The 20,375-nt window shown below is 63.7% G+C and carries 17 protein-coding genes; 12 read left to right on the top strand and 5 right to left on the bottom strand.

Annotated features, from left to right (window positions below):
* Positions 1–243: 243 nt before the first annotated feature.
* The 3 genes from NMA52_RS02330 to NMA52_RS02320 are packed head-to-tail and all read left to right on the top strand — an operon-like array spanning position 244 to position 5,295.
* On the top strand, positions 244–2,070 hold the full coding sequence (locus tag NMA52_RS02330) for a non-ribosomal peptide synthetase (RefSeq protein ID WP_254826023.1): 1,827 nt from the start codon (positions 244–246) through the stop codon (positions 2,068–2,070).
* A 13-nt stretch (positions 2,071–2,083) separates the two neighbouring features.
* Positions 2,084–4,303: a TonB-dependent receptor domain-containing protein gene (locus NMA52_RS02325; RefSeq protein ID WP_254826022.1), complete on the top strand. Its 2,220-nt coding sequence runs from the start codon at positions 2,084–2,086 to the stop codon at positions 4,301–4,303.
* A 29-nt stretch (positions 4,304–4,332) separates the two neighbouring features.
* Positions 4,333–5,295 (top strand): glycosyltransferase, encoded by a 963-nt coding sequence (locus NMA52_RS02320; RefSeq protein ID WP_254826021.1) that lies wholly within the window; start codon positions 4,333–4,335, stop codon positions 5,293–5,295.
* A gap of 2 nt (positions 5,296–5,297) precedes the next feature.
* Here NMA52_RS02320 and NMA52_RS02315 read toward each other — a convergent pair whose 3' ends face one another.
* From NMA52_RS02315 to NMA52_RS02305, 3 genes are all read right to left on the bottom strand, one after another.
* Positions 5,298–6,770 (bottom strand): helix-turn-helix domain-containing protein, encoded by a 1,473-nt coding sequence (locus NMA52_RS02315; protein ID WP_254826020.1) that lies wholly within the window; start codon positions 6,768–6,770, stop codon positions 5,298–5,300.
* 68 nt (positions 6,771–6,838) lie between these two features.
* Positions 6,839–7,447: a hypothetical protein gene (locus NMA52_RS02310; RefSeq protein WP_254826019.1), complete on the bottom strand. Its 609-nt coding sequence runs from the start codon at positions 7,445–7,447 to the stop codon at positions 6,839–6,841.
* Positions 7,448–7,494: 47 nt separating this feature from the next.
* On the bottom strand, positions 7,495–7,845 hold the full coding sequence (locus NMA52_RS02305) for a hypothetical protein (RefSeq protein ID WP_254826018.1): 351 nt from the start codon (positions 7,843–7,845) through the stop codon (positions 7,495–7,497).
* Positions 7,846–8,053: 208 nt separating this feature from the next.
* On the opposite strand from NMA52_RS02305, the gene NMA52_RS02300 reads away from it, so the two are divergent.
* Genes NMA52_RS02300 through NMA52_RS02285 form a run of 4 tightly spaced genes read left to right on the top strand, consistent with a single transcriptional unit; the run spans position 8,054 to position 11,788 of the window.
* Complete coding sequence (locus NMA52_RS02300) at positions 8,054–8,263, top strand: hypothetical protein (RefSeq protein WP_254826017.1); 210 nt, start codon at positions 8,054–8,056, stop codon at positions 8,261–8,263.
* Complete coding sequence (locus tag NMA52_RS02295; RefSeq protein ID WP_254826016.1) at positions 8,260–8,613, top strand: type II toxin-antitoxin system PemK/MazF family toxin; 354 nt, start codon at positions 8,260–8,262, stop codon at positions 8,611–8,613. The genes NMA52_RS02300 and NMA52_RS02295 overlap by 4 nt, the downstream gene beginning before the upstream one ends.
* A 39-nt stretch (positions 8,614–8,652) precedes the next feature.
* A complete protein-coding gene (locus NMA52_RS02290) occupies positions 8,653–10,077 on the top strand; it encodes an ATP-binding protein (RefSeq protein WP_254826015.1) in 1,425 nt (474 codons plus the stop codon).
* Between the two features lie 37 nt (positions 10,078–10,114).
* Positions 10,115–11,788, top strand: a complete 1,674-nt coding sequence (locus tag NMA52_RS02285) for an FAD-dependent oxidoreductase (protein ID WP_254826014.1) — start codon at positions 10,115–10,117, stop codon at positions 11,786–11,788.
* 30 nt (positions 11,789–11,818) lie between these two features.
* On the opposite strand, the gene NMA52_RS02280 is transcribed toward NMA52_RS02285, so the two are convergent.
* Positions 11,819–12,076 carry a hypothetical protein gene (locus NMA52_RS02280; RefSeq protein WP_254826013.1) on the bottom strand — a complete coding sequence of 86 codons (258 nt, stop codon included), beginning with the start codon at positions 12,074–12,076 and terminating at the stop codon, positions 11,819–11,821.
* A gap of 96 nt (positions 12,077–12,172) precedes the next feature.
* Between NMA52_RS02280 and NMA52_RS02275 the strand changes: the two genes are divergently transcribed.
* Positions 12,173–13,384: a bifunctional alpha/beta hydrolase/OsmC family protein gene (locus NMA52_RS02275; RefSeq protein ID WP_254826012.1), complete on the top strand. Its 1,212-nt coding sequence runs from the start codon at positions 12,173–12,175 to the stop codon at positions 13,382–13,384.
* A gap of 4 nt (positions 13,385–13,388) precedes the next feature.
* Here the strand turns inward: NMA52_RS02275 and NMA52_RS02270 are convergent, their stop codons facing one another.
* Positions 13,389–15,131 (bottom strand): glycoside hydrolase family 9 protein, encoded by a 1,743-nt coding sequence (locus NMA52_RS02270; RefSeq protein WP_254826011.1) that lies wholly within the window; start codon positions 15,129–15,131, stop codon positions 13,389–13,391.
* A 62-nt stretch (positions 15,132–15,193) separates the two neighbouring features.
* On the opposite strand from NMA52_RS02270, the gene NMA52_RS02265 reads away from it, so the two are divergent.
* The 4 genes from NMA52_RS02265 (at position 15,194) to NMA52_RS02250 (ending at position 19,702) form a co-directional block, all read left to right on the top strand.
* A complete protein-coding gene (locus NMA52_RS02265) occupies positions 15,194–16,588 on the top strand; it encodes a sulfatase-like hydrolase/transferase (RefSeq protein WP_254826010.1) in 1,395 nt (464 codons plus the stop codon).
* Positions 16,589–16,676: 88 nt separating this feature from the next.
* The gene (locus NMA52_RS02260; protein WP_254826009.1) at positions 16,677–17,213 is read left to right on the top strand and encodes an RNA polymerase sigma factor; all 537 of its coding nucleotides are present in this window, start codon (positions 16,677–16,679) and stop codon (positions 17,211–17,213) included.
* The gene (locus tag NMA52_RS02255) at positions 17,210–18,502 is read left to right on the top strand and encodes a hypothetical protein (protein WP_254826008.1); all 1,293 of its coding nucleotides are present in this window, start codon (positions 17,210–17,212) and stop codon (positions 18,500–18,502) included. Before NMA52_RS02260 ends, NMA52_RS02255 begins: the two co-directional genes overlap by 4 nt.
* 36 nt (positions 18,503–18,538) lie before the next feature.
* Positions 18,539–19,702, top strand: coding sequence for a methylmalonyl-CoA mutase family protein (locus tag NMA52_RS02250; protein WP_254826007.1), 1,164 nt, complete (start codon positions 18,539–18,541; stop codon positions 19,700–19,702).
* Positions 19,703–20,375 lie beyond the last annotated feature (673 nt).

Raw genomic sequence — 20,375 nt, 5'->3', positions numbered from 1 at the left:
CGATGCCTAGACCACAAGAGGGTAATAGGAGCCGGCGGAGTGAAGGTCGGCGGGGTTCGGGAAGGTTTGTCTGGGGTATTAATACGCACTCTGTATACGGAAAAGGGTATACGAATAGTTTTAAGGCCGCGACATTTAACCCCTTCGCCAGCCCCTTACGATACGAGACAAGGTACGCGCGTGAATCCGCTTGCTCTCGCTTCTACGAATCTCTCTTTACCCGATCGCCCCATCTCCCCGCTCATGTCTGCTTCCGCTCCGTTGCCCCTACACTTCCGCTCCGTCCCGGAGATGATCGCCCGTCAGGTGGAGCTTACACCGGAGTCGGTCGCCCTCGAGCACCCCGGAGGATGCCTTAGTTACCGCGAACTCGATCAACGCGCAGGCGAACTCGCCGGCCGGCTCCGACAGCAGTTGCCGGAGCGCGGATGCAACGTCTGCCTTCACCTCCCCCGCTCCGCGGACTTGCTCATCGCGGTGCTCGGATGCTGGCGCGCCGGTCACGCTTACGTTCCCCTGCCCCCGGATACGCCCCCGGATCGCCGCGATCATATTCTGCGGGAAACGCAGTGTGCGCTGATCCTTACCTCCCGGACCGGCGACGATCATTTCGGCGGCTCCGGTGTCCCGGTCCTTGCCGTGAATGACGCATTGCTGCCTCCGACGTACGTGGCTCCCGCGCCCGCGCCCCCTTCCGCCGTAGCGTACATCATGTACACCTCGGGTTCGACCGGCACCCCCAAGGGCGTCGTGATCGAGCACGAAGCCCTGGCGGGGTACATCGCCTTCGCTCGCGACCGTTACGTTACCACCGACGCACCCGTATTTCCGTTGTTTACGACCTTCGGATTCGACCTGACGGTCACATCCCTGTTCACCCCACTCACCTGTGGCGGGCGGCTGTTGATCTACCCCGAATCCCGCCCGGGCACGCCGGACCTTGCCGTACTGGACGTGATGGCGGAGGACCGTTGCGACGTCATCAAACTGACTCCCGCCCACCTCGGCCTGCTGCGGGGGAAGGATTACCGCGGACACCGACTGCGCACCCTGATCGTAGGGGGCGAACAATTATCCTCCCGCCTGGCTTGGGAAATGAGTGGCTGCCTGCCGGCCCGTACGGAGATCGTGAACGAGTACGGCCCCACCGAAGCGACCGTCGGCTGCATCGTGCACCGCTACGACAAGCGGACCGACCACGCGGATGCCGTTCCCATCGGCCTGCCGACCGACAATACCTCCGTGTGGTTGTTCGATCACGCGATGCAGCCCACGGTTGCCGGTGAAGTAGGCGAACTCTACCTAGGGGGAAGTGGCCTGGCCCGGGGATACTGGCTTCAGCCCGAACTTACCGCCCAACGCTTCGTGGCTCATCCCACGGAACCCGGGACGCGACTCTACCGTACGGGCGACCGGGCCCGCGTGACGCTGGAGGGCGTGTTGGAGTTCATCGGCCGCACCGACCGCCAGGTAAAATGGCGGGGCTTCCGCATCGAACTGGACGCGATCGAACGGGTGCTGTCATCGGTGCCCGGCGTTACGGCCGCGGCGGTCGACCTTGCTTTGCCCCCACCCGCCAATGGGCAAGATCCCAACCAACGACAACTCACGGCGTACTACGTGGCCGACCGGGGTACGACCCAAGCGGATCTCCGGTACCAGCTGCAGCGCCAACTACCCGCCTACAGTATCCCCCAAACCTTCGTAGCACTGACCAACCTACCCCTGACCCCCGCCGGCAAAATCGATCGCCGGGCGCTGGCCGGGCGTGCCGGGGTGGCCGAACCACCGCCGGGCGGTTACGAAGCCCCGCAGGGGGAGATCGAAACGATCCTTTCCGAACTCTGGTCGGAAGTACTGGACCGGCGTCCGATCGGTCGTCATGACGCCTTTCTCGATCTGGGGGGACACAGCCTCACCGCCATCCGCCTCGCGGCGCGAATCACGGAGGCCTTTGAGCTCGACCTTCCCCTGCCGATGATCTTTGAACTCTCCACCGTAGCGGAGCAGGGCGCGTACCTTGAGGCCACCCTGCTCCGGCTGCTTGCCGATTCCGGGAAGCCCACCTAAACCAATCGTCCGCGTGCATCCCGTAATCTATCTTCTCCTGTCGGTCGTGCTGTGTTGTCCGGCACTCCGCGCCCAGACCGTGTACGGCCGGGTCACCGACGTCGACCGGCAGCCCGTAGTGGGAGCCTACGTGACCCACCTGCAGAGCGAACACCACGCCCACACCAACGAACTGGGGAACTTTCACCTCGACGGGGTCCGTGGCGGGGATACGCTACTGATCGCCTACCTCGGTTACCGGTCGGCCCGGGCGGTGGTACCCGCGGGCGGGGGGGAGGTGAACGTCGTCCTGCAGGAAGCCTTCTTCGACCTGGCCGCCGTGACGGTGCGCCCGACGGTGGCCGCCCTGAACGTGGTGACCGACATCGACGCCCGCCTGCGCCCGGTCAATTCGGCCCAGGACGTACTGCGGCGCGTACCCGGACTCGTGATCGGGCAGCACGCCGGCGGGGGCAAGGCCGAGCAGATCTTTCTGCGGGGTTTTGATATCGATCACGGCACCGACGTCGCGATCTCCGTGGAGGGAATGCCGGTGAATATGGTCAGCCACGCCCACGGGCAGGGCTACGCCGACCTCCACTTCGTGATCCCCGAAACCATCGGAAAGATTGACTACGGAAAGGGACCCTACTTCGCCGACCGGGGCAATTTCGCGACCGCCGGCTACGTCGACTTCTCGCTGAAGGACAAGCTCGACCGCTCGCTGCTGACCGTAGAGGCGGGTTCCTTCAATACGCTGCGGGCCGTGGGCCTCTTCGACCTGCTCGACCGGGAGCGCAGCAGCGCTTACCTGGCTACGGAATACACCCTCACCGACGGCCCCTTCGAATCCAGTCAGCACTTCGGCCGCCTCAACCTCCTGGGCCGCTACGCGACCGAACTGGAGAACGGCAGCCGGCTTTCCTTTCTGGCTTCCCACTTCAGCAGCCGGTGGGATGCCTCCGGACAGATTCCGGAACGGGCCGTCGCAAGCGGACTGATCGGTCGCTTCGGGGCGATCGACGATACCGAAGGCGGCTTTACGGGACGCAGCAACCTGGCCGCCAGCTTCACCCAGATCGTGAACCGCGGCACCTTCGTGAAGTCTGACGTGTACTATTCCCGTTACGCCTTCGAGCTGTTCTCCAACTTCACCTTCTTTCTAGAGGATCCCGTCAACGGCGACCAGATCCAGCAACGGGAGGACCGCCAGCTCTTCGGCTTCCGCTCCGAACTGAACCACGGCCTCGCCGCCCTGGGCGGGGAAAGCCGGCTGCGGGCGGGCATCGGTATGCGGTACGACGACGTCGACGACATTCAGCTCAACCATACCCGCAACCGGCGCGAGGTGCTCCGGCCCATCCAGCACGGCGACGTGGACGAAACCAACCTCTTCGCCTACTGCAGTCTCGAGATCGAAAGGGGGCGGTGGCTGATCAATCCCGCCCTGAGAATAGATCAACTCGTATTCAACTACGTAGACCGGCTGGCACCTACTTACGACCGGCAGGAGCAACGCCGGGGGGCGGTAAGTCCAAAGCTCAACGTCTCCTACAGCGCGAACGAGGCGTGGCAATTGTACGTCCGCACGGGTATGGGTTACCACGCCAACGATACGCGGGTGGTGATCGATCGGTCGGCCGACAAGATCCTGCCCCGGGCCTACGGCGCGGACCTGGGCGCTATCTACCGCCCCGCCGGCCGGATCCTGGTGAACGCCGCGCTGTGGTACCTCCACTCGGAACAGGAGTTCGTGTACGTCGGCGATGCCGGCATCGTGGAACCGAGTGGGCAAAGCCGGCGGGTAGGCGCCGATCTGGGAGTCCGCTACCAGCTCACCAACTGGCTCTTTGCCGATGCCGACATCAACTACGCCTTCGCCCGCAGCCTCGACGCGCCGGAAGGAGCCGCCTACATCCCGCTCGCTCCGGATCTTACGGCCACCGGTGGGGTGCACGTCCTGCGGGAACGACTTACCGGCGGCCTCCGCTACCGCTACGTGCGGGACCGGCCCGCCACGGAGGATTTTTCCATTGTCGCCGACGGGTACTTCCTGGTCGATGCCAACTTAAATTACCGCTTCGGCCCCCTATCGCTGGGCCTGATCGTGGAGAATCTGCTGGACCGCGAGTGGAAGGAGACCCAGTTCGCCACCACCTCCCGCCTCCGGAATGAAGCCGTGCCGGTCGAAGAGATCCACTTTACCCCCGGCACGCCCTTCTTTTTGAAGGGGGCCGTCCGTTACGGATTTTAGGGGACGGGAACGACTCTTATCTTGGGCCCGTGCATACCCTGATCACGCCACTCGACTGGGGACTCGGCCACGCCAGCCGGAGCCTGGCACTGGCCCGCCGACTCACCGACGGCGGTGACCGGATCAGCTGGGCGTGCAGTGGGCCGGCCGCCGCCATGCTGCGCCGGGAGCTCCCGGCCGCGACCATTCACGCGCTGCCCCCCTACGCCGTCACCTACCCTACTGCTTCGATGGTGTGGAACGTGGCCCGACAGGCCTGGCGCTGGCAGCGGACCATCCGGGCCGAGCACCGGGCCGTCGCCGAACTGGTCGCCACCCTGGAGGTAGACCGTATCGTGTCCGACAGCCGTTTCGGCTGCTACCATCACGAAGTGCCGTCCATCTTCGTCACCCATCAGCTGCACCCCATCACCGGCTTCGCGCCGGCCAGCGCGCTGTACCGCTGGCAACTGCGCCACTTCGACGAATTCTGGGTGCCCGACCACGCCGGCCACGACCGGCTGAGCGGTAAACTGTCGGACCCCGCCGGTTACGATTCCGTCCGCTTCATCGGCCCGTTGAGCCGCCTGTCCGCCACCCCGGGCACGGAACCCTTCGACGTCCTGGTGCTGCTGTCCGGCCCCGAACCGATGCGGACGCGACTGGAAGAGATCATCCTGCCCCAGTTGAGCGGGCTCGGCCGTAGCTACCGGGTCGTACGGGGGTTGCCGCAGGAGCGGACCTCCCCTACCCCGGCCCAGCTCGACTTCGCCGACACTCCCACCCTCTCCCGCTTGCTCACCGCCGCCCGCTGCGTAGTGGCGCGCCCCGGCTACTCCAGCCTGATGGACTTACGGGCACTGGGCAAACCGGCCGTCCTTATTCCCACTCCGGGACAGACCGAGCAGGCCTACCTCGCCCAACGCGCCCAACTGCAGGGATGGGCCGTGGCGGTCATGGATCAGGAACAACTCGATCTGGCGGAAGCGCTCGGCCGCCTACCGGGGCATTAGGATCACTCGAGGGCGCGCAGGGCCTCCCGCATGGCCCGGTAGCGGTCGCGGTGCTGCACCACGGTGGGGGCGGCGGCGCGGACGCGGCAATCCTCGATCGGACAGCGTTCGCAAGTCGTATTGACCACGACGTGGGGAATGGCCGGATCGTCGAGGAAGGCGACCTGTCGCCGGAGCTCGTCGGTGACCAGTAGCCCGAGGGTGACGCTGACGTTCATGCCCGGGCGGGGGTAGTGACTACGGGCCAGCGTAATACAGAGGTACTCGTCGTCGGTGCCGTAGTACAGGCTGCGCTGGGCATCGATGCGCAGGTGATTGTCGGGACTTCCGTCGAGCGCTTTGAGCAGGTTGATACTGACCCACCGTCGACAGTAGTGCTCGAACAGCCCATTCTCGTGGGGGTGGTGGCGGCGACTGAGGTGCAGCTCCTTGTCGATGACGAAGTCTTCGGTACCCGTATTGTGGGCGAAGCGGAGGAAGAACAGTTCCGGCAGGCCGAAGAACTGGGGAATCACGTTGGTGAGCCGGTGGTAGAACATCTCCGGCGTGGCGTTGAACCGCTGCATCAGCGCCAGGAAGGCATCCGGGTCCCACCGCGGCAAGCGGAAGAATCGGCCTACCTCCTCGGTGAAGGGCCGGAGGGGCAGGTGGAGCGCGACGCTGAAGTAGGTCGCCTTACTGTGGTTGAGTACCTCTTCGAAGACCCGTCCCCGCAGCAGGCTGCTCGTATTGGAGCGCTCCTTCAGCCGCAGGTGGTTGAAGGCCAGTTCCTTGCCGAACTGGAAGCCGCGCTGTACGTTGGTCAGTTTCCCGTTGAGGAGGAGGCGGCCGGAGGCGGGCAGGTAGACGGAGCGCAGGTCGGCCAGGGCGGGACTGTCGTCCAGGCCGCCGGGCACGATCTCGTAGCCGAAGCGATCTTCCAGCAACTCTCCCAGCAGCCGGGGGGGCAGGGGGCGGATGGCGGGCAGGTCGTACTGCTCGGCGAAAGCCTCCACGGCTCGCTCGAGTTCGGGAAAGTAATTGTCGTTCAGCTCCAGGTAGGAGCGCAGGGCGGCGAAGTAGAAATTTTCCTCCCGCAGGGCGTAGCTGCGGCTGATCTCCAGCAGGGTACTGATGAACGCACCGACGCGCACCGGAGCCGCGGCGATGATCTCGGCTACCTTGCTCAGCTCGATGCCGAAAAGCTCCAGGGGCAGCTCATTGAGGAAATTAGACTGCAGGAGTTGCGCGACCGGAGCCAACTCGCGGCCCAGCTGGGGGTCGGTGAGTTCCCGGGTGGTGGTACCGAGGGCGGCGGCCAGATTATCCACCTTATCGGCCTTCGGAAATTTTTTCCCCTTTTCGATCTCGTTGAGGTAGGACAGCGAGATGCCGGTCTGCTTGGAAAGCTGGTCGAAACTGAAGCCCCGCTGCTGCCGGAGCTGCTTCACCTTTAAACCGAAAATAATGCGCTCGTTGGCGGTCTTTGCCCTCATCGTCGGGGCAATTTACGTTACGTGGGGCGAAAATTCGCGGCGAGCCCGGGACCGGTGAAAATTTCGGCCTATCCCTTGTTCGCCCCTTCCCAGCGCAGCGTTTCCACGATGCGGTAGATATCCTCCTTTACGTAATCGATGACCGGGGCCAGGGAGTCGGGGTTCACCTGGGTCTCGAAGTACAGGGCGCCCCGGAGAAAATGGCGGGTCGTATCGGTCAGAAAAAACTGGAAGGGGCTGGCCGCCGGTCCGGCGATGTCGAAGGCTACGCCGTGGACCCGGGCCGAATCGCGGTGGATTACGATCTCCTCGATGTCGCTCGCCCGCTGGTTGTGCACGCCGACGAGTTCGAAGGCCTCGTCGCGCAGTTCTTCCCACTGGGCGTAGGACGAAACGGGGTAATAGGAGAAATGGATCGTACCGTTGAGGGCGGGGGCCAGCCGGAGGTTGAACCAGCAGGAATCGGCGGGCGCCTCGTCGAAGTAGCTCGTTTCGCGGACCACGCGGGTGGAGGCGGGCCGCTCGAAGGTGAAGGAGCAGTAGTCGGCTCCGAGGGGGGTGTACGCCCGCTGGGGGTAGTCGACGCGGGGATAGGAGCGGGGCTTGGGTACGGGGGGCGTGTCATCGCTGCACGACCACAGAAACAAAAGGAGGCAGCAGGCCGTCAGAAATCGCATGCGACTCTAACGCCTGAAGCCTCCCCGTGGGTTGCCGGCCACCGGAATTAGTTCCAGTCGCTGCACATGATGCCGGCTTCCGTTTTGCGGATGATCTGCCGGCGTACGGTTTCTCCCTTCTTCACGGTGACCACGTAGCGGCCCGCTTCGAGTTCTTCCAGGTTGAAGTTGGTGCGGTAGCCGTTGTGGTTCTTCACGGTGGTTCCGAAGAGCACCCGGTCGTTCTTGGCGTCGCGGATCTCGATCCGGGTCCGCTCCTGTTCGAGGTTGGCCAGGGTGAGGGATAGCATACCGTCTTCGACGACGCTCCGGGTGATCAGAGGCTCGGCGTCAAAGGTCGTAGCGGCAATGGCGGGGACGCAGGAGCAGAGCAGGAACAAAAAGAGCAAGGATCTCATGGCTGAATAATTGTGGGTTAATGATTGTAACCTAATCAGTTACGTGGTAATGACGCTAAAGTGCCGGCGGCGTTGCACGCCCGCAAGAATTACCGATGACCCAAGGCGGATTGTCGACGAATCCGGGAATTATCGGTCCGTTGGCAACCGCCCGCTCCCGCGCACCCGCCGCCGCGCACTTTCCGCCCGAATCCCCGTTAGGCGAAGCATGAACGACTCACGCGACCCGCTGGCCGGTATGGACCGGGAGCGAAAGCTTCAGCTGCTCGGCCGCCTCCTCAACGAACTGCACGCGGAGGGCGTGGTCAGCCGGACCACCCTGATGGGCATCGCCAGCGAAGTCATGACCCTGGATTACCACGACGACGAAGACCTGATCGTCTTCTACCACCTGGAACACGAAACCGAAGAGGAATGAAGCGCGGCGAAATCTGGCTGATCAATTTGGACCCCACCATCGGCGCCGAAATTTCGAAAAAACGGCCGGCCCTTATCCTCAACGAAGACGGTGTCGGTCGGCTGCCACTACGCGTCATTGCTCCGATCACCAACTGGAAGGCCCACTACCACCTCGTCCCCTGGATGCTGCGACTCCCCAGCGACGAGGTCAGCGGCCTCGACAAGGAAAGCTCGGCCGACATGTTCCAGACCCGCAGCATCAGCACCAAACGCATGATCTCCAAGCTCGGGGAAGCCACGCCGCCCCAGATGGCGCTGGCTGAACGGGGCATCTCCGTGGTATTCGGGCTCGGTGACCGACCCAAATAGGGAGTGCCCCTGTTGTAGCAGCATAATCCCCCCCCACCCGTGAAGGAACTGACCAAAACCTCCGACCTGCTCGACCAGCTGCGGGCCTTCGACATCTTCAAGGACGTGGACGATGAGGCCCTGCAGTGGCTCATCGATCGCTCCACCTACGTGATGTACCCGAAGGACGAAAAGATGTTCCGGGCCGGGGACGCCGTCGACCACATGCAGGTGATGCTGCGGGGGGAGTACGTCATCCGGCGCGAAAGCGAGGGGCGGCAGCGGGAACTGGGAATCTGGAAGGCACCCTACGTTATGGGCGTCCTCCCCTTCAGCCGGATGACGGAGGTGATGGCCGACGGCATCTGCACGGCGGACGTGTACGCGCTGGAGCTGCACCGGGACTGTTTCGTGGAAATGGTCAATACCAGCTATCCCCTTACGCAGGCACTGGTGTCGGTCATGACCAACCGCGTCCGCGATTTTCAGCAGATGCGGCTGATGGACGAAAAGCTCATGGCTCTCGGAAAAATGAGCGCCGGACTGGCCCACGAACTCAATAATCCGGCCTCCGCCATGGTCCGCAGCAGTCAGGAGTTGCACAAGCACCTGGTACAGACGCCGGAGCGGTTCAAGCGGGTGATCACGCTGCGCATCGAGCCCGAGTCCGTGGACCGGGTAAGCGAAATTCTGTTCGCCAAAATGGACGGCGACCGGGAAGGCGCGGCACTCGGTCTGATGGAGCGAGAGGAACGTAGCGACGAACTCACCGACTGGCTGGAGGACCGGGGGGTAGGGGAACTCGAGCGGATCGTGGATACCCTTACCGACTGGGGGTTCACCACCGACGAACTGGAACGGGTGGCCGACACCCTGCCCGACGGGGCGCTCGAACCGATCCTGGAATGGATGGAGACGAACCTGACCACCCACAGCCTGGTGAGTGAGATCCAGACCGCCAGCAACCGGATCGCCGAGCTGATCCGCTCGATCAAGACCTACAGCCACATGGACCAGGAGCCGAGCCTGGAGCCGGTGGACGTGCACGAGGGCATACGCTCCACGGTCACGATGCTCAACCACCAGTGCAAAAAGAAGAACGTTTCCATCATTCAGGAGCTCGACCAGGACGTGCCCAAAATCAAGGCGATGGGCGGCGAGTTGAACCAGGTGTGGACGAATCTTATTTCCAATGCCGTCGATGCCCTGCCGGAGCGGGGTGGCCAGCTGATCATCCGGTCGTTCCGGGAGCGCGACTGCGTGTGCGTAGAGGTGGAGGACAACGGTCCGGGCATCCCCGAAAAGATCCGGGGCCGGGTCTTCGAGCCCTTCTTTACCACGAAGGCCATCGGGGAGGGAACGGGCATGGGGCTGGACATCGTACGCCGCGTCGTCGAGCACCACCACGGTTCGGTCGATGTTCAGAGTGAACCGGGCCGGACGGTTTTCCGCGTGTGCTTCCCGGTAGGGACGACCGCGGCCTGAGCTTGCATATTACATCATTGTATTTATCCACGACACTATGGCCAGAGACCGCAAACCCATCATCCTATCCGTCGACGACGACGAGCAAGTTCTCCGGTCCCTGAAGCGCGATCTGCGCAACCGGTATAAGGACGACTACCGCGTCGTCAGTACCACCAGTGCCGCGGAGGCCCTGGAAGCCGTGGCGGACCTGAAGAAAAAGGGGGAGGTGATCGCTCTTTTCCTCTCCGACCAGCGGATGCCCGAAATGCTCGGCGTGGAATTTCTGGAAAAGGCCAAGCCCCGGTTCCCGAAGGCCAAGCGGGTGCTCCTGACCGCCTACAGCGATACGGAGGCCGCCATCAAGGCCATCAACGACGTGCAGCTCGATTATTACCTGCTCAAACCCTGGGATCCCCCGGAAGAAAAGCTTTTCCCCGTCCTCGACGAACTGCTCGAAGACTGGAAGCTGGGCTACCGGCCGGCCTTCCACGGGATCCGGGTGGTGGGTTACCAGTACTCCCCGAAGTCGCATAACGTCAAGGACTGGCTCGCCGGCAACCTCCTCCCCTACCAGTGGATCGATGCCCGCGGCACCAAAGGAAAGGAGCTGATCGAACTGCACCACTGTCAGGTGAAGGAACTTCCTCTCGTAGTGCTCGAAGACGGTACCGCACTGAGCGACCCCGAACTCGACGAGCTGGCCGAAACCCTGGGCATGAGCGCCACGGCCAGTAAGGATCTCTACGACGTGGTCATCATCGGTTCCGGCCCCTCGGGCATGGCGGCGGCGGTGTACGGCGGGTCGGAGGGACTGCGTACCCTGGTCATCGAAAAGCGGGCACCCGGGGGGCAGGCCGGCAGCAGCAGCCGCATCGAGAACTACCTCGGCTTCCCCAGCGGACTATCGGGTTCGGAACTCACCCGCCGCGCCATGGCCCAGACCCTGCGCTTCGGCGTAGAGGTGGTAAGTCCCCGGGAGGTGACCGACATCGAGATCCAGGGCGACTATAAGATCCTGACGCTCGACGACGACAGCCAGGTCAAGACCCGCTCCGTCATCCTGACCACCGGCGTGCAGTACCGGATGCTCGAGGTCGAGGGGGCGGACCGGTTCAGCGGCGCGGGAGTGTACTACGGCGCGGCGATCACGGAAGCGCGGTCGTGCGAAAACCGCAACGTCTTCGTGGTCGGCGGCGGCAACAGCGCCGGGCAGGGGGCGGTGTACCTGTCGAAGTACGCGAGTCAGGTGACCATTCTCATCCGTAAGGACGACCTGACCTCCAGTATGTCGAGCTACCTCATCGAGCAGATCGGGGCCATCGACAACATCCACGTCGAGGGGCAGCGGGAAGTGGTAAAGGTGTGCGGCAACGACGACCACGTCGAACGACTCGTGCTCAAGAACCTGGCGGACGACAGCACCTACGAAGTCGACGCCGACGCCTTGTTCATCTTCATCGGATCGCGCCCCCGCACGGAATGGCTGCAGCGCGGGCAGATCATGACGGACGAAAAAGGATTTATCGTCACCGGCCGCGATCTTCTCGCCACCGCCGAACGTAGCAGGGCCTGGCCGCTTGAACGCAATCCCTACCTGCTGGAAACCTGTCAGCCGGGCATCTTTGCGGCCGGCGACGTGCGCAGCGGGGCCATGAACCGCGTGGCCTCCGCCGTGGGCGAAGGGGCGATGGCGATCAAGTTCGTACACGAGTACTTGGCGGAGAACTAAGGGGCAAAAGATCAACTAGCCCATACGCCCTCATCCGTCCCCCTTACTCACCGCCTCGTAGATCGCGTAGATCGCCAGCAGGACCTTCAGAAACAGGGAGATAAATTCCAGCCAGGGTTTCTTCTCCGCGAGTTTATTGGCCTTCTCCGTGGGAGTGAGGGGATAGGTGACGATCACGACAATGATGTCGCGCAGGCGATCGCGGTCGGCGGGGTCGGGAAGCTTGGTCGGCTTGCGGTCCGGGGTCGTTTGGGAACCGGCCGGGGTTTTGGTATTATGGGTAGGCATGCTTTGAGTTTGAGGCGTCATCTTCCCGTAAGCGGCCCAACAAAAATAAACAACAAAGTCCATTTTTACAAACAATTTGTTTTAAATACTGCCCGTTTGAACACTGAAAAAGTCGTCTTTCCGAACCAATCTGGTCAACTGTTGTCCGGTCGTCTGGAGCTTCCCGTGAACCGCCACCCCCACGCGTACGCCCTGTTTGCCCACTGTTTTACTTGCGGCAACACCCTCACCGCCATCCGCAACATCAGCCGCGAACTGAATCTGGTGGGCATTGCCGTCCTGCGGCTCGACTTTACCGGAATCGGCGAGAGCGAGGGGGACTTCGTCGACACCAATTTCACCACCAACGTCTCCGATCTGCTGGCAGCGGCCGACTGGCTCGCGGAGCACCACGCGTCACCCGCCCTGCTGGTCGGCCATAGCCTGGGAGGAGCGGCCGTGCTCTGCGCCGCGACCCGGATCCAATCCACGCGGGCGGTGGTCACCATCGGCGCCCCCTTCGCGCCGGACCACGTATCCCGACACTTCGCGGAGCAGATCGAGCAGATCGAGCGGGAGGGGAGCGCCACGGTCGACATCGGCGGACGGCCCTTCCGGATCGCCCGGCAGTTCGTCGAGGATCTGGACAACCAGCGGATCGAGGAAAACATCGGGACCCTCGGGGCCGCCCTGCTCATCATGCACTCCCCCCAGGACCGTACGGTCAACATCGACGAAGCCGCGAAACTCTACACCGCCGCCCGCCACCCGAAGAGCTTCGTCAGCCTTGACGGGGCGGATCACTTACTCACCGATGCGGCCGATAGCCACTACGCCGGACGGGTCATCGCCGGTTGGTGCGGACGCTACCTCCCCGTGCCGGAGCGTAGTCCCCTAAGCAGCGACCATAAGGTTGCCGTACGGCTGGGGGCCGAGGGCTTCACCACCGAAGTCATGGCCGGCCCCCACCACCTCACCGCGGACGAGCCCGTGTCGGTGGGGGGCAACGACTTCGGACCGGGCCCCTACGAACTCGTGAGCGCCGGACTCGGGGCCTGCACGGCCATGACCATCCAGATGTACGCCCGCCGCAAGAAATGGGTCGTCGAGGAGGTACAGGTCCACCTTAACCACAAGAAAGACTACGCCACCGATATGGAGGCCTCCAGTGACCGCCCCGCCAAGATCGATCACTTCGAGCGGGTCATTATGCTGAAGGGGGATCTGACGGACGACCAGAAGGAACGGCTACTCCAGATCGCCGATCGTTGTCCAGTACACCGTACCCTCCACGAAACGGTAGAGGTAACGACCGTGCTGAAGGAATAAGCCGCTACTGGTGAGCTTCCAGGTAGCCGGCCACGTAGGTGAGGGGAGCGTTCCAGTTGAGGCAGATCTCGTTGCTGGCGTAGCTGGGGGTCTGGTCGGCCCAGCTCTGCATGGGGGCCACGCCGGGGCGGTAGCGGGTGTCGGCCTTATCCTGCTGCCGCTCGTTGGGGCCGCCGGAGAGCAGACCGGGGACCGGGGCGTCGATGCCGTCCGCCGCGCTCTGGCGGTGGTGGATGAACATCGGGGACCGCGTACCGAAGCCCGTGAGGTAGCAAACGGCGTTGGGGTTGTGCCCCAGGAGGTAGTTCATGCAGTCCCGCATGGCATTGAGGTAGGCGGCGTTCCGGGTCTGCCGGTGAGCCGCCGCCAGGAACATAGCTGCATTCGCGACATCGGAGTTGCTCCCCCACCCGAAACCGGTGATCGGTTGCCGGTAGGCGTTGCCGTCGACGGCGAGCTGCAGGCTGTCGGCCAGCGTGATGACCTGTCCGCGCAGCCGGTCGTGAAATTCCCGCGGTACGCGATCGGGGTGACGCAGCAGGGTGAAGGCGGCGAGGTTACCCATGTAAGCGGTCCACCCCACCCCGGGGCCGAAGCGTACGCGGGGCGGATTTTCCTGGAGGTCGTTGTAGAATTCCTGTTCGCCCGTGGTGGCGAAGAGCTCGGCCGCTGCCCAGGCCCGTTCGTCGTCGGCATTATCGTCGCCGTACTCGCCGGTGCTCACGTCGGGGGGATTGCGGAAGAATTCGGCGGGGTGGGCGATGCCCCACGACCAGGCGTGGCGAGCGGCGCTGAGCAGTCGGTCGGCGTAGTCGGCGTCGTACTCCCGGTACACCCGGGCGGCCTGGGCGGCGGCGGCGGCAAAGTCGAAGGTGGCCGCCGTACTCTTGCCTACGATAAAGCGCGGTTTCGTTGCTCCCCGGGGCATCACCATACCGGCGAACTTCAGGGTCGTCAGCTTGTGGAATACGCCGCCGTCCGCGTCCTGCATCGTGAGTAGCCAGTCGAGTTCGTACTTGATCTCGTCGAGGTAATCGCTGCGGCCGTTACCGCTTTCGGGGATATTGAGGGTGCCGTCGGCGGCCGGGTCGCCGACGTCTTCGTAGAGGGCCAGCAACTGGCCGACCGGAAAGGCACCGTTGACGACGTACTTATTGAAGTCTCCGGCATCGTACCAGCCGCCGGGACTGCTCGTCTTACCGGCCTCCCGCCCGCTCGACGGGTGAAACTGCACCGCGGTATCGGGGTGACCGGCTTCCCGGGCGTACTCCCCGGCGTAGGTCTCGGGCAGAGCCTGTCCGGCGCGTTGGTAGTACAGTCCGCGGACGGAGCCCACGAAGACCTCCCGCAGCACGTTCTCGGCCACGCGGAAGGGGTGGGAGTAGCCGACTTCGGGGATAAAGATGCGGTACTCCCCCGCCGGCAGGGGATCGATGCGGGTCGACTGAGCCACGACCCCCGCCAGCTCACGCCAGTCGAGGGTATCGCCGAGGGTGCCTTCGTGGACCGTGCTGTCCCCGGAAAGATCGGTGACGTAGAAAACGGTTGCCGGTCGGAATTGCAGGGGGTCACCGACGTAACTGGTGTCTGCGTAGGTGAAGCGGATCGGCTGATCGGGGTAGTAACCCACCTGATTGAGCTGAATGCGGGCGGTGGCCCGGTCGGCAAAACTGGGCGGACCCGCGGGCGCGTCGCCTCCGCAGTGCAGCAGTAAAAACAGGAAGGGGAACAGCAGCAGGTAACGCATGGGATCGGTCGGGAAGCTAAACGGAACAATTACGGTATGGGGAAGGTCCGTATATTTTCGCAATGCTGCACCGCCTCCTTCCCCTTTGCCTCCTGGCCGTGGCCTGTTCGGGCCGACCGTCCGCGCCCACGACCACCGAATCCACCGCCACGCCCAACATTGTTCTGATCTTCACCGACGATATGGGTTATGCCGACATGGGGGCCTACGGAGGTACCCACGTGACGACGCCCCACCTGGACGAACTGGCCGAAGCGGGGGTACGGTTCACGAACTTCCGGGTAGCCCAGGCCGTCTGTACCGCTAGCCGGGCCGCCCTGCTGACGGGCGTGTACCCGGGCCGACTGGGCCTGCGGGGCGCGCTGGACCATACGGCTAAGCGCGGTCTGGCACCCGAGGAAACGACCATCGCAGAGGTTCTGCGGGGGCGGGGTTACCGCACGGCCATGGTGGGCAAGTGGCACCTCGGTCACTTCTCCCCCTACCTGCCCACCGATCAGGGCTTCGAAAGCTACCTCGGCATCCCGTACAGTCATGACATGTGGGCCAGCCACCCCGAGGCCTGGGCGCAGAAATACTTCCCCCGCCGCGTACCCCTGCTCGAAGGCGCCACGCTCCGGGACAGCCTCTCCGACTTCACCAGCCTCAACCGCCTGTACAACGAAGCGGCCGTGCGCGTCATCGAAAATCACGATGCCACCACCGGCCCCCTGTTCCTCTACCTGGCCCACTCCCTGCCGCACGTGCCCCTGGCCGAAGACCCTGACTACCTGCCTGCCACCGGAAAGGGCCTGTACGCCGATGTCATGGCCGAAATCGACGCGGGGGTCGGGGAAGTTCGGCGGGCCCTGGAGGCGCGGGGCATGGGCGACAATACGCTCATCATTTTTTCCAGCGACAACGGTCCCTGGCTGAGCTACGGAGATCACGCCGGCCGCACCCCCTTCCGCGAGGGCAAGGCCACCAGCTTCGAGGGCGGCGTGCGGGTGCCGCTGATCACCTACTGGCCGGGGCATACGCCGGCGGGCCGGGTGAGCGGAGCGAACCTGATGGCCATCGACCTGCTGCCCAGCCTGGCGAAATTGACCGGCGCGCCCCTCCCCGGCCGGGAACTGAGCGGCCACGAGCGACTCAGCGACTTTTTGGGCATCACCGCGGGAGACTCCCCCACCCCCTACGCCATCTACTGGCTCGACAGTCTGGAGGCCGTCGTGAGTGCCGACGGTCGGTACAAACTGCACTTCCCCCACCCCTATTCCTCCCAAGAAGGTCAGCCTGCCGCTACCGGCGGCATGCCCGTGCCCTACCGCCGCGACAGCATCGGCCGGTCGCTCTTCGATCTGCGGGAGGATCCGGGAGAAACCACCGACGTAGCCGCACAACACCCCACCGTGGTGAAGGAATTGACGGCATTTGCCGACCGGATGCGTGCCGGGGACCTTCGCTCTTCCGAATAAATGCCGGACCCGCGCGCCGCCGCCCGTACCACGCTTCGTCCGCCGCGCGTATCTTACCTTTAAACTCCCGCCGCGCGTAATGCTGAGCATGAAGGAAAAGGAAATGATCGAAGGCTCCCTGCGGGGAGACGAACGGTGCCAGCGGGCGCTCTTTGATCGCTATGCCCCCCTGCTCATGGGCGTGTGCCAGCGCTACTGCCGTACCCAGGCCGAAGCCGAGGACGTGCTGCAGGACACCTTCGTACGCCTTTTCCACAAGCTGCCCAAGTACGGTTTCCGGGGATCCTTCGCCGGCTGGGCCCGCCGCCTCTGCGTCAACGTAGCCCTGAAAACCTACCAGCGCAAACGCTTCAGCCTGGAACAAACCGGCCTGGAGAATACCCCGGAACGGGCCGGTGCCCCCGCCGCCTACGCCGAACTGGGCGAACAGGAACTGCTGGACCTGATCCGCGCCCTGCCCGACGGCTACCGCATCGTCTTCAACCTCTACGCCATCGAAGGGTACAGCCACAAGGAGATCGGCGAAAAACTCGGCATCCAGGAGGCCAGCTCCCGCTCCCAGCTGCTCAAGGCCCGCAAGGTGCTGCAGCAGCAGATCGAACTCCGTCAACGCATCGCCATATGAGCCCACTGGACGACCTCTTCCGGGAGGGCCTCGGCGACCGCCGGCCCGACGTTCCCCAGGACATGTGGCAACGCATCGCCGCAAACAAGACCGCCGTGCCCGCCGGGGAGGAACTGGACCGCCTCTTTGCCGACAAACTTGCCCACCGCAGCGCGCCCTTGCCGCCGGGGATGTGGTCCCGCATCGTGGCCGCCCGCCGGACCGTGGCCCCGCGCACCTACGCCTATCTCGCCGTCCTGCTGTTGCTCCTCTTTACGGGAGGGCTGGGCTGGTACGCCGTTCAGAGCGAGGCGGGGTCGCAGGAGCAAACCACGAACACCCCCGCCACCCCGCCGGTAGCCGCCACCTTACCGGCGTCCGCCGTGCCTCCCCCGGCCGCGGATGAATCAGGGGCTACGCCGCCGGACGTTATATCCGGGACGGTCGATCCAGCACTTCACCAAACGATCGCCGCTCCTGCCACGACCGAGGATGCGACACCCCCGCGGGACGGAGCCGCCCGGACATCCACGGAAATCTTACCTACGCGACGGTCGGATCGTTTGACCGTGCGGGTCAGCAACCTGGAGCTACTGCCGACCGGTCCGATTGCGGTCTATGCCCGTATCCCGCAACCCGGCCCGATCCTGACGGTGGATGGGGACCCCTTTGTCCGGAGTGGTCGCCGTCGTTTTACCGCGGAAGTCTTGCTGGGGGCTGCTTACGCGAATCAGTCTTTCGGACTGCGGGACGAGGGCGCGCAGGCCCTGCGGAGTGCCCGGGAAGTAAGTGAGTACCCGGAGGTCAGCTTTCAGTTCAGCGCCCGCCTGCGCTACCGACTGCGGAGCCGGCTGCACCTCGTGACCGGACTGACCTACGCCGAACTGCGCAACCAGTTCGAGTACGAGCGGATGGTGGCCGGTAAGCAGGAACTGGTGCACAGCAACAACCGCCTCCGCATGCTGGAAATCCCGGTGCTGGCGAGTTACCGCCTCCCCGTGCGCCGGCTGCACCTGAGCATCAATGCCGGCCCCCTGATCAACCTATGTACGGGTGCCCGCGGCAAATTTATCGACCCCGCCTCGGTCGACCCGCTGGATCTGGACGCGTTCGGAGATTACCGGAGCAACGTCGGCCTGGGCTGGACGGCCTCCCTGACCACCGCCTATACCGTGGGCGGGTCCACGCAGTTGTTGCTGGAGCCTTACTTCAAGCACTACCCGACCTCCTTCACGCGGCCGGACGCCGCCCTGACGGAGCGCTACTGGGTGGCCGGATTACAACTGGGCCTCAGGCGGCGGTTTCGCTAGCGATCGCGTACATTTAGCTCCGCAAAATTGTCCGCGATGCTCACCGATACCCCCACCAGCTTCCCCCCGTCCGACAAGGCCGACTGGCTCAGCCAGGTTACTAAGGAACTGAAGGGCCGGGACGTCAGCGAGCTCGATCAGGAGGTCAACGAACGTATCCGCCTGTCGCCCCTCTACACCGCGCGGGAGGTGGAGCCCCGTCCCCCACTTCAGCGGTCCGCCGGCTGGGAGATCGGCGCTTACGTCAACGCGGGCACCAACCGCGAGGTCAACCGCTCGGCCCTGACCGCCCTGGACCGGGGCGCCGAAGCCCTGCTGTACCGCCTCTACCGCCAGCCCGGCACCGACGACATTCCCGAACTCCTGGCCGACGTGCGCCTCGACTACATCTCCCTGCACTGCGCGCTGCGTTACCCGGGGCAGGACCCCGCCGAGCTGTTCCGCGACCTGGTCAAGTACCTGCGTAAGGCGGGCTACGACCTGGCGGACATCCGGGGCTCGGTCGACTTCGACCCCCTGCTCGATTGGAGCGAACCGCCCTTCCCGCCCCTGCTGCGGTTGCTGGACTTCGTCCACCGCTGGATGCCGGGCTTCCGGGTCCTGCAGGTCAACGCGGCGGGCTTCAACAACGGTCCGTCGCTGGCGGACACCGAACTGGCCCTCGCCATCGCGAAGGGCGCCGAATACCTCCAGCAGGCCCGGGAGCGGGGCGCCGAACCGGCGACGGTGAACAAGCACCTGCAGTTCGCCTTCACGGTGGGTACCTCCTACTACGTCGACATCGCCAAGTTGCGGGCGCTGCGCATCCTGTGGGCCAACGTACTGCGCGGCTTCGGCATCGAGGACGCCCCGCCGGCCTTCATCGCCGCCCACACCGACCACGCGACCCTGTCCGACGACCGCGACGCCAACCTTCTGCGCCTGACCACCCAAGCCCTGGCCGCCGTGACCGGGGGCGCCGACCAGCTCTTCCTCTCCCCCGCCGAGGGCGGCGACCGGCCCGCCACCCCCTTCGGTCACCGGATGGCCCTGAACATTCAGCACCTGCTGCGCCTCGAATCCGGCCTGGACGCCTACGCCGACCCGGCCGCCGGCAGTCACTACCTCGAGAAGCTTACCGAAGAGCTGGTGAACGCCGCCTGGGACCGGTTCCGGACGATCGAGGCCCAGGGGGGATTTGCGGTGGCGGTGGAGGTGTAGGCTCCGATAGTGCTGCTCCATGTGTTATGAGCGATTTACCTTCCGGGTTAATCACTCAAGACCATCATTTGGGACCAAAGGTGCAGAAGAGATCAGGGATGACTGAATATGAACCTCTGGTCACATAATACGGAATTATTCCGTCTATCCGATTTCTTTCCAGTGAATCAATTACTATTGTCACTGTGCTGAGAAATTACATATATATGGTAAAGACTCCATTTTACGAAAGCAAATTGGCATATTCCGGCTCAACAGAAGGATTTATCTCCGTAGTTGGCGGTGACTAGCGGCGCACTTAATGCTGGACAACGTTGAAGTTCGGTTTACATCGCTCGGTCATTTTTCAGTACACTTTGCGCTACTAGATGCAAAAACTCACCTTAGCAAGATGCGATTAATATTCGATTCACAGAATATTCGTTAAAGACATGTAAACGCACAAGACCACACCCCGTAAACGCTTTACATGTAACACATTTGTGTAGCATTGCGCTCAATATTTAGATACCAACTTCCATAACCTGTGACCAGCATTGTCCTAAAGCCTACTAACGATTGTTTACACTTTAATGATCAAATAGCGATCCCTTGGAGATCAACCAATTTAGGAGAGGGGAATTTCAAATTTCGACCACGGGGACAGGTTTACTGGAGAGTTGACATGTTAAAT

This window comes from Lewinella sp. JB7 (assembly GCF_024297185.1).
In the GTDB taxonomy this organism is placed as follows: domain Bacteria; phylum Bacteroidota; class Bacteroidia; order Chitinophagales; family Saprospiraceae; genus Neolewinella.
This window is presented reverse-complemented; position numbering and strand designations above follow the sequence as displayed.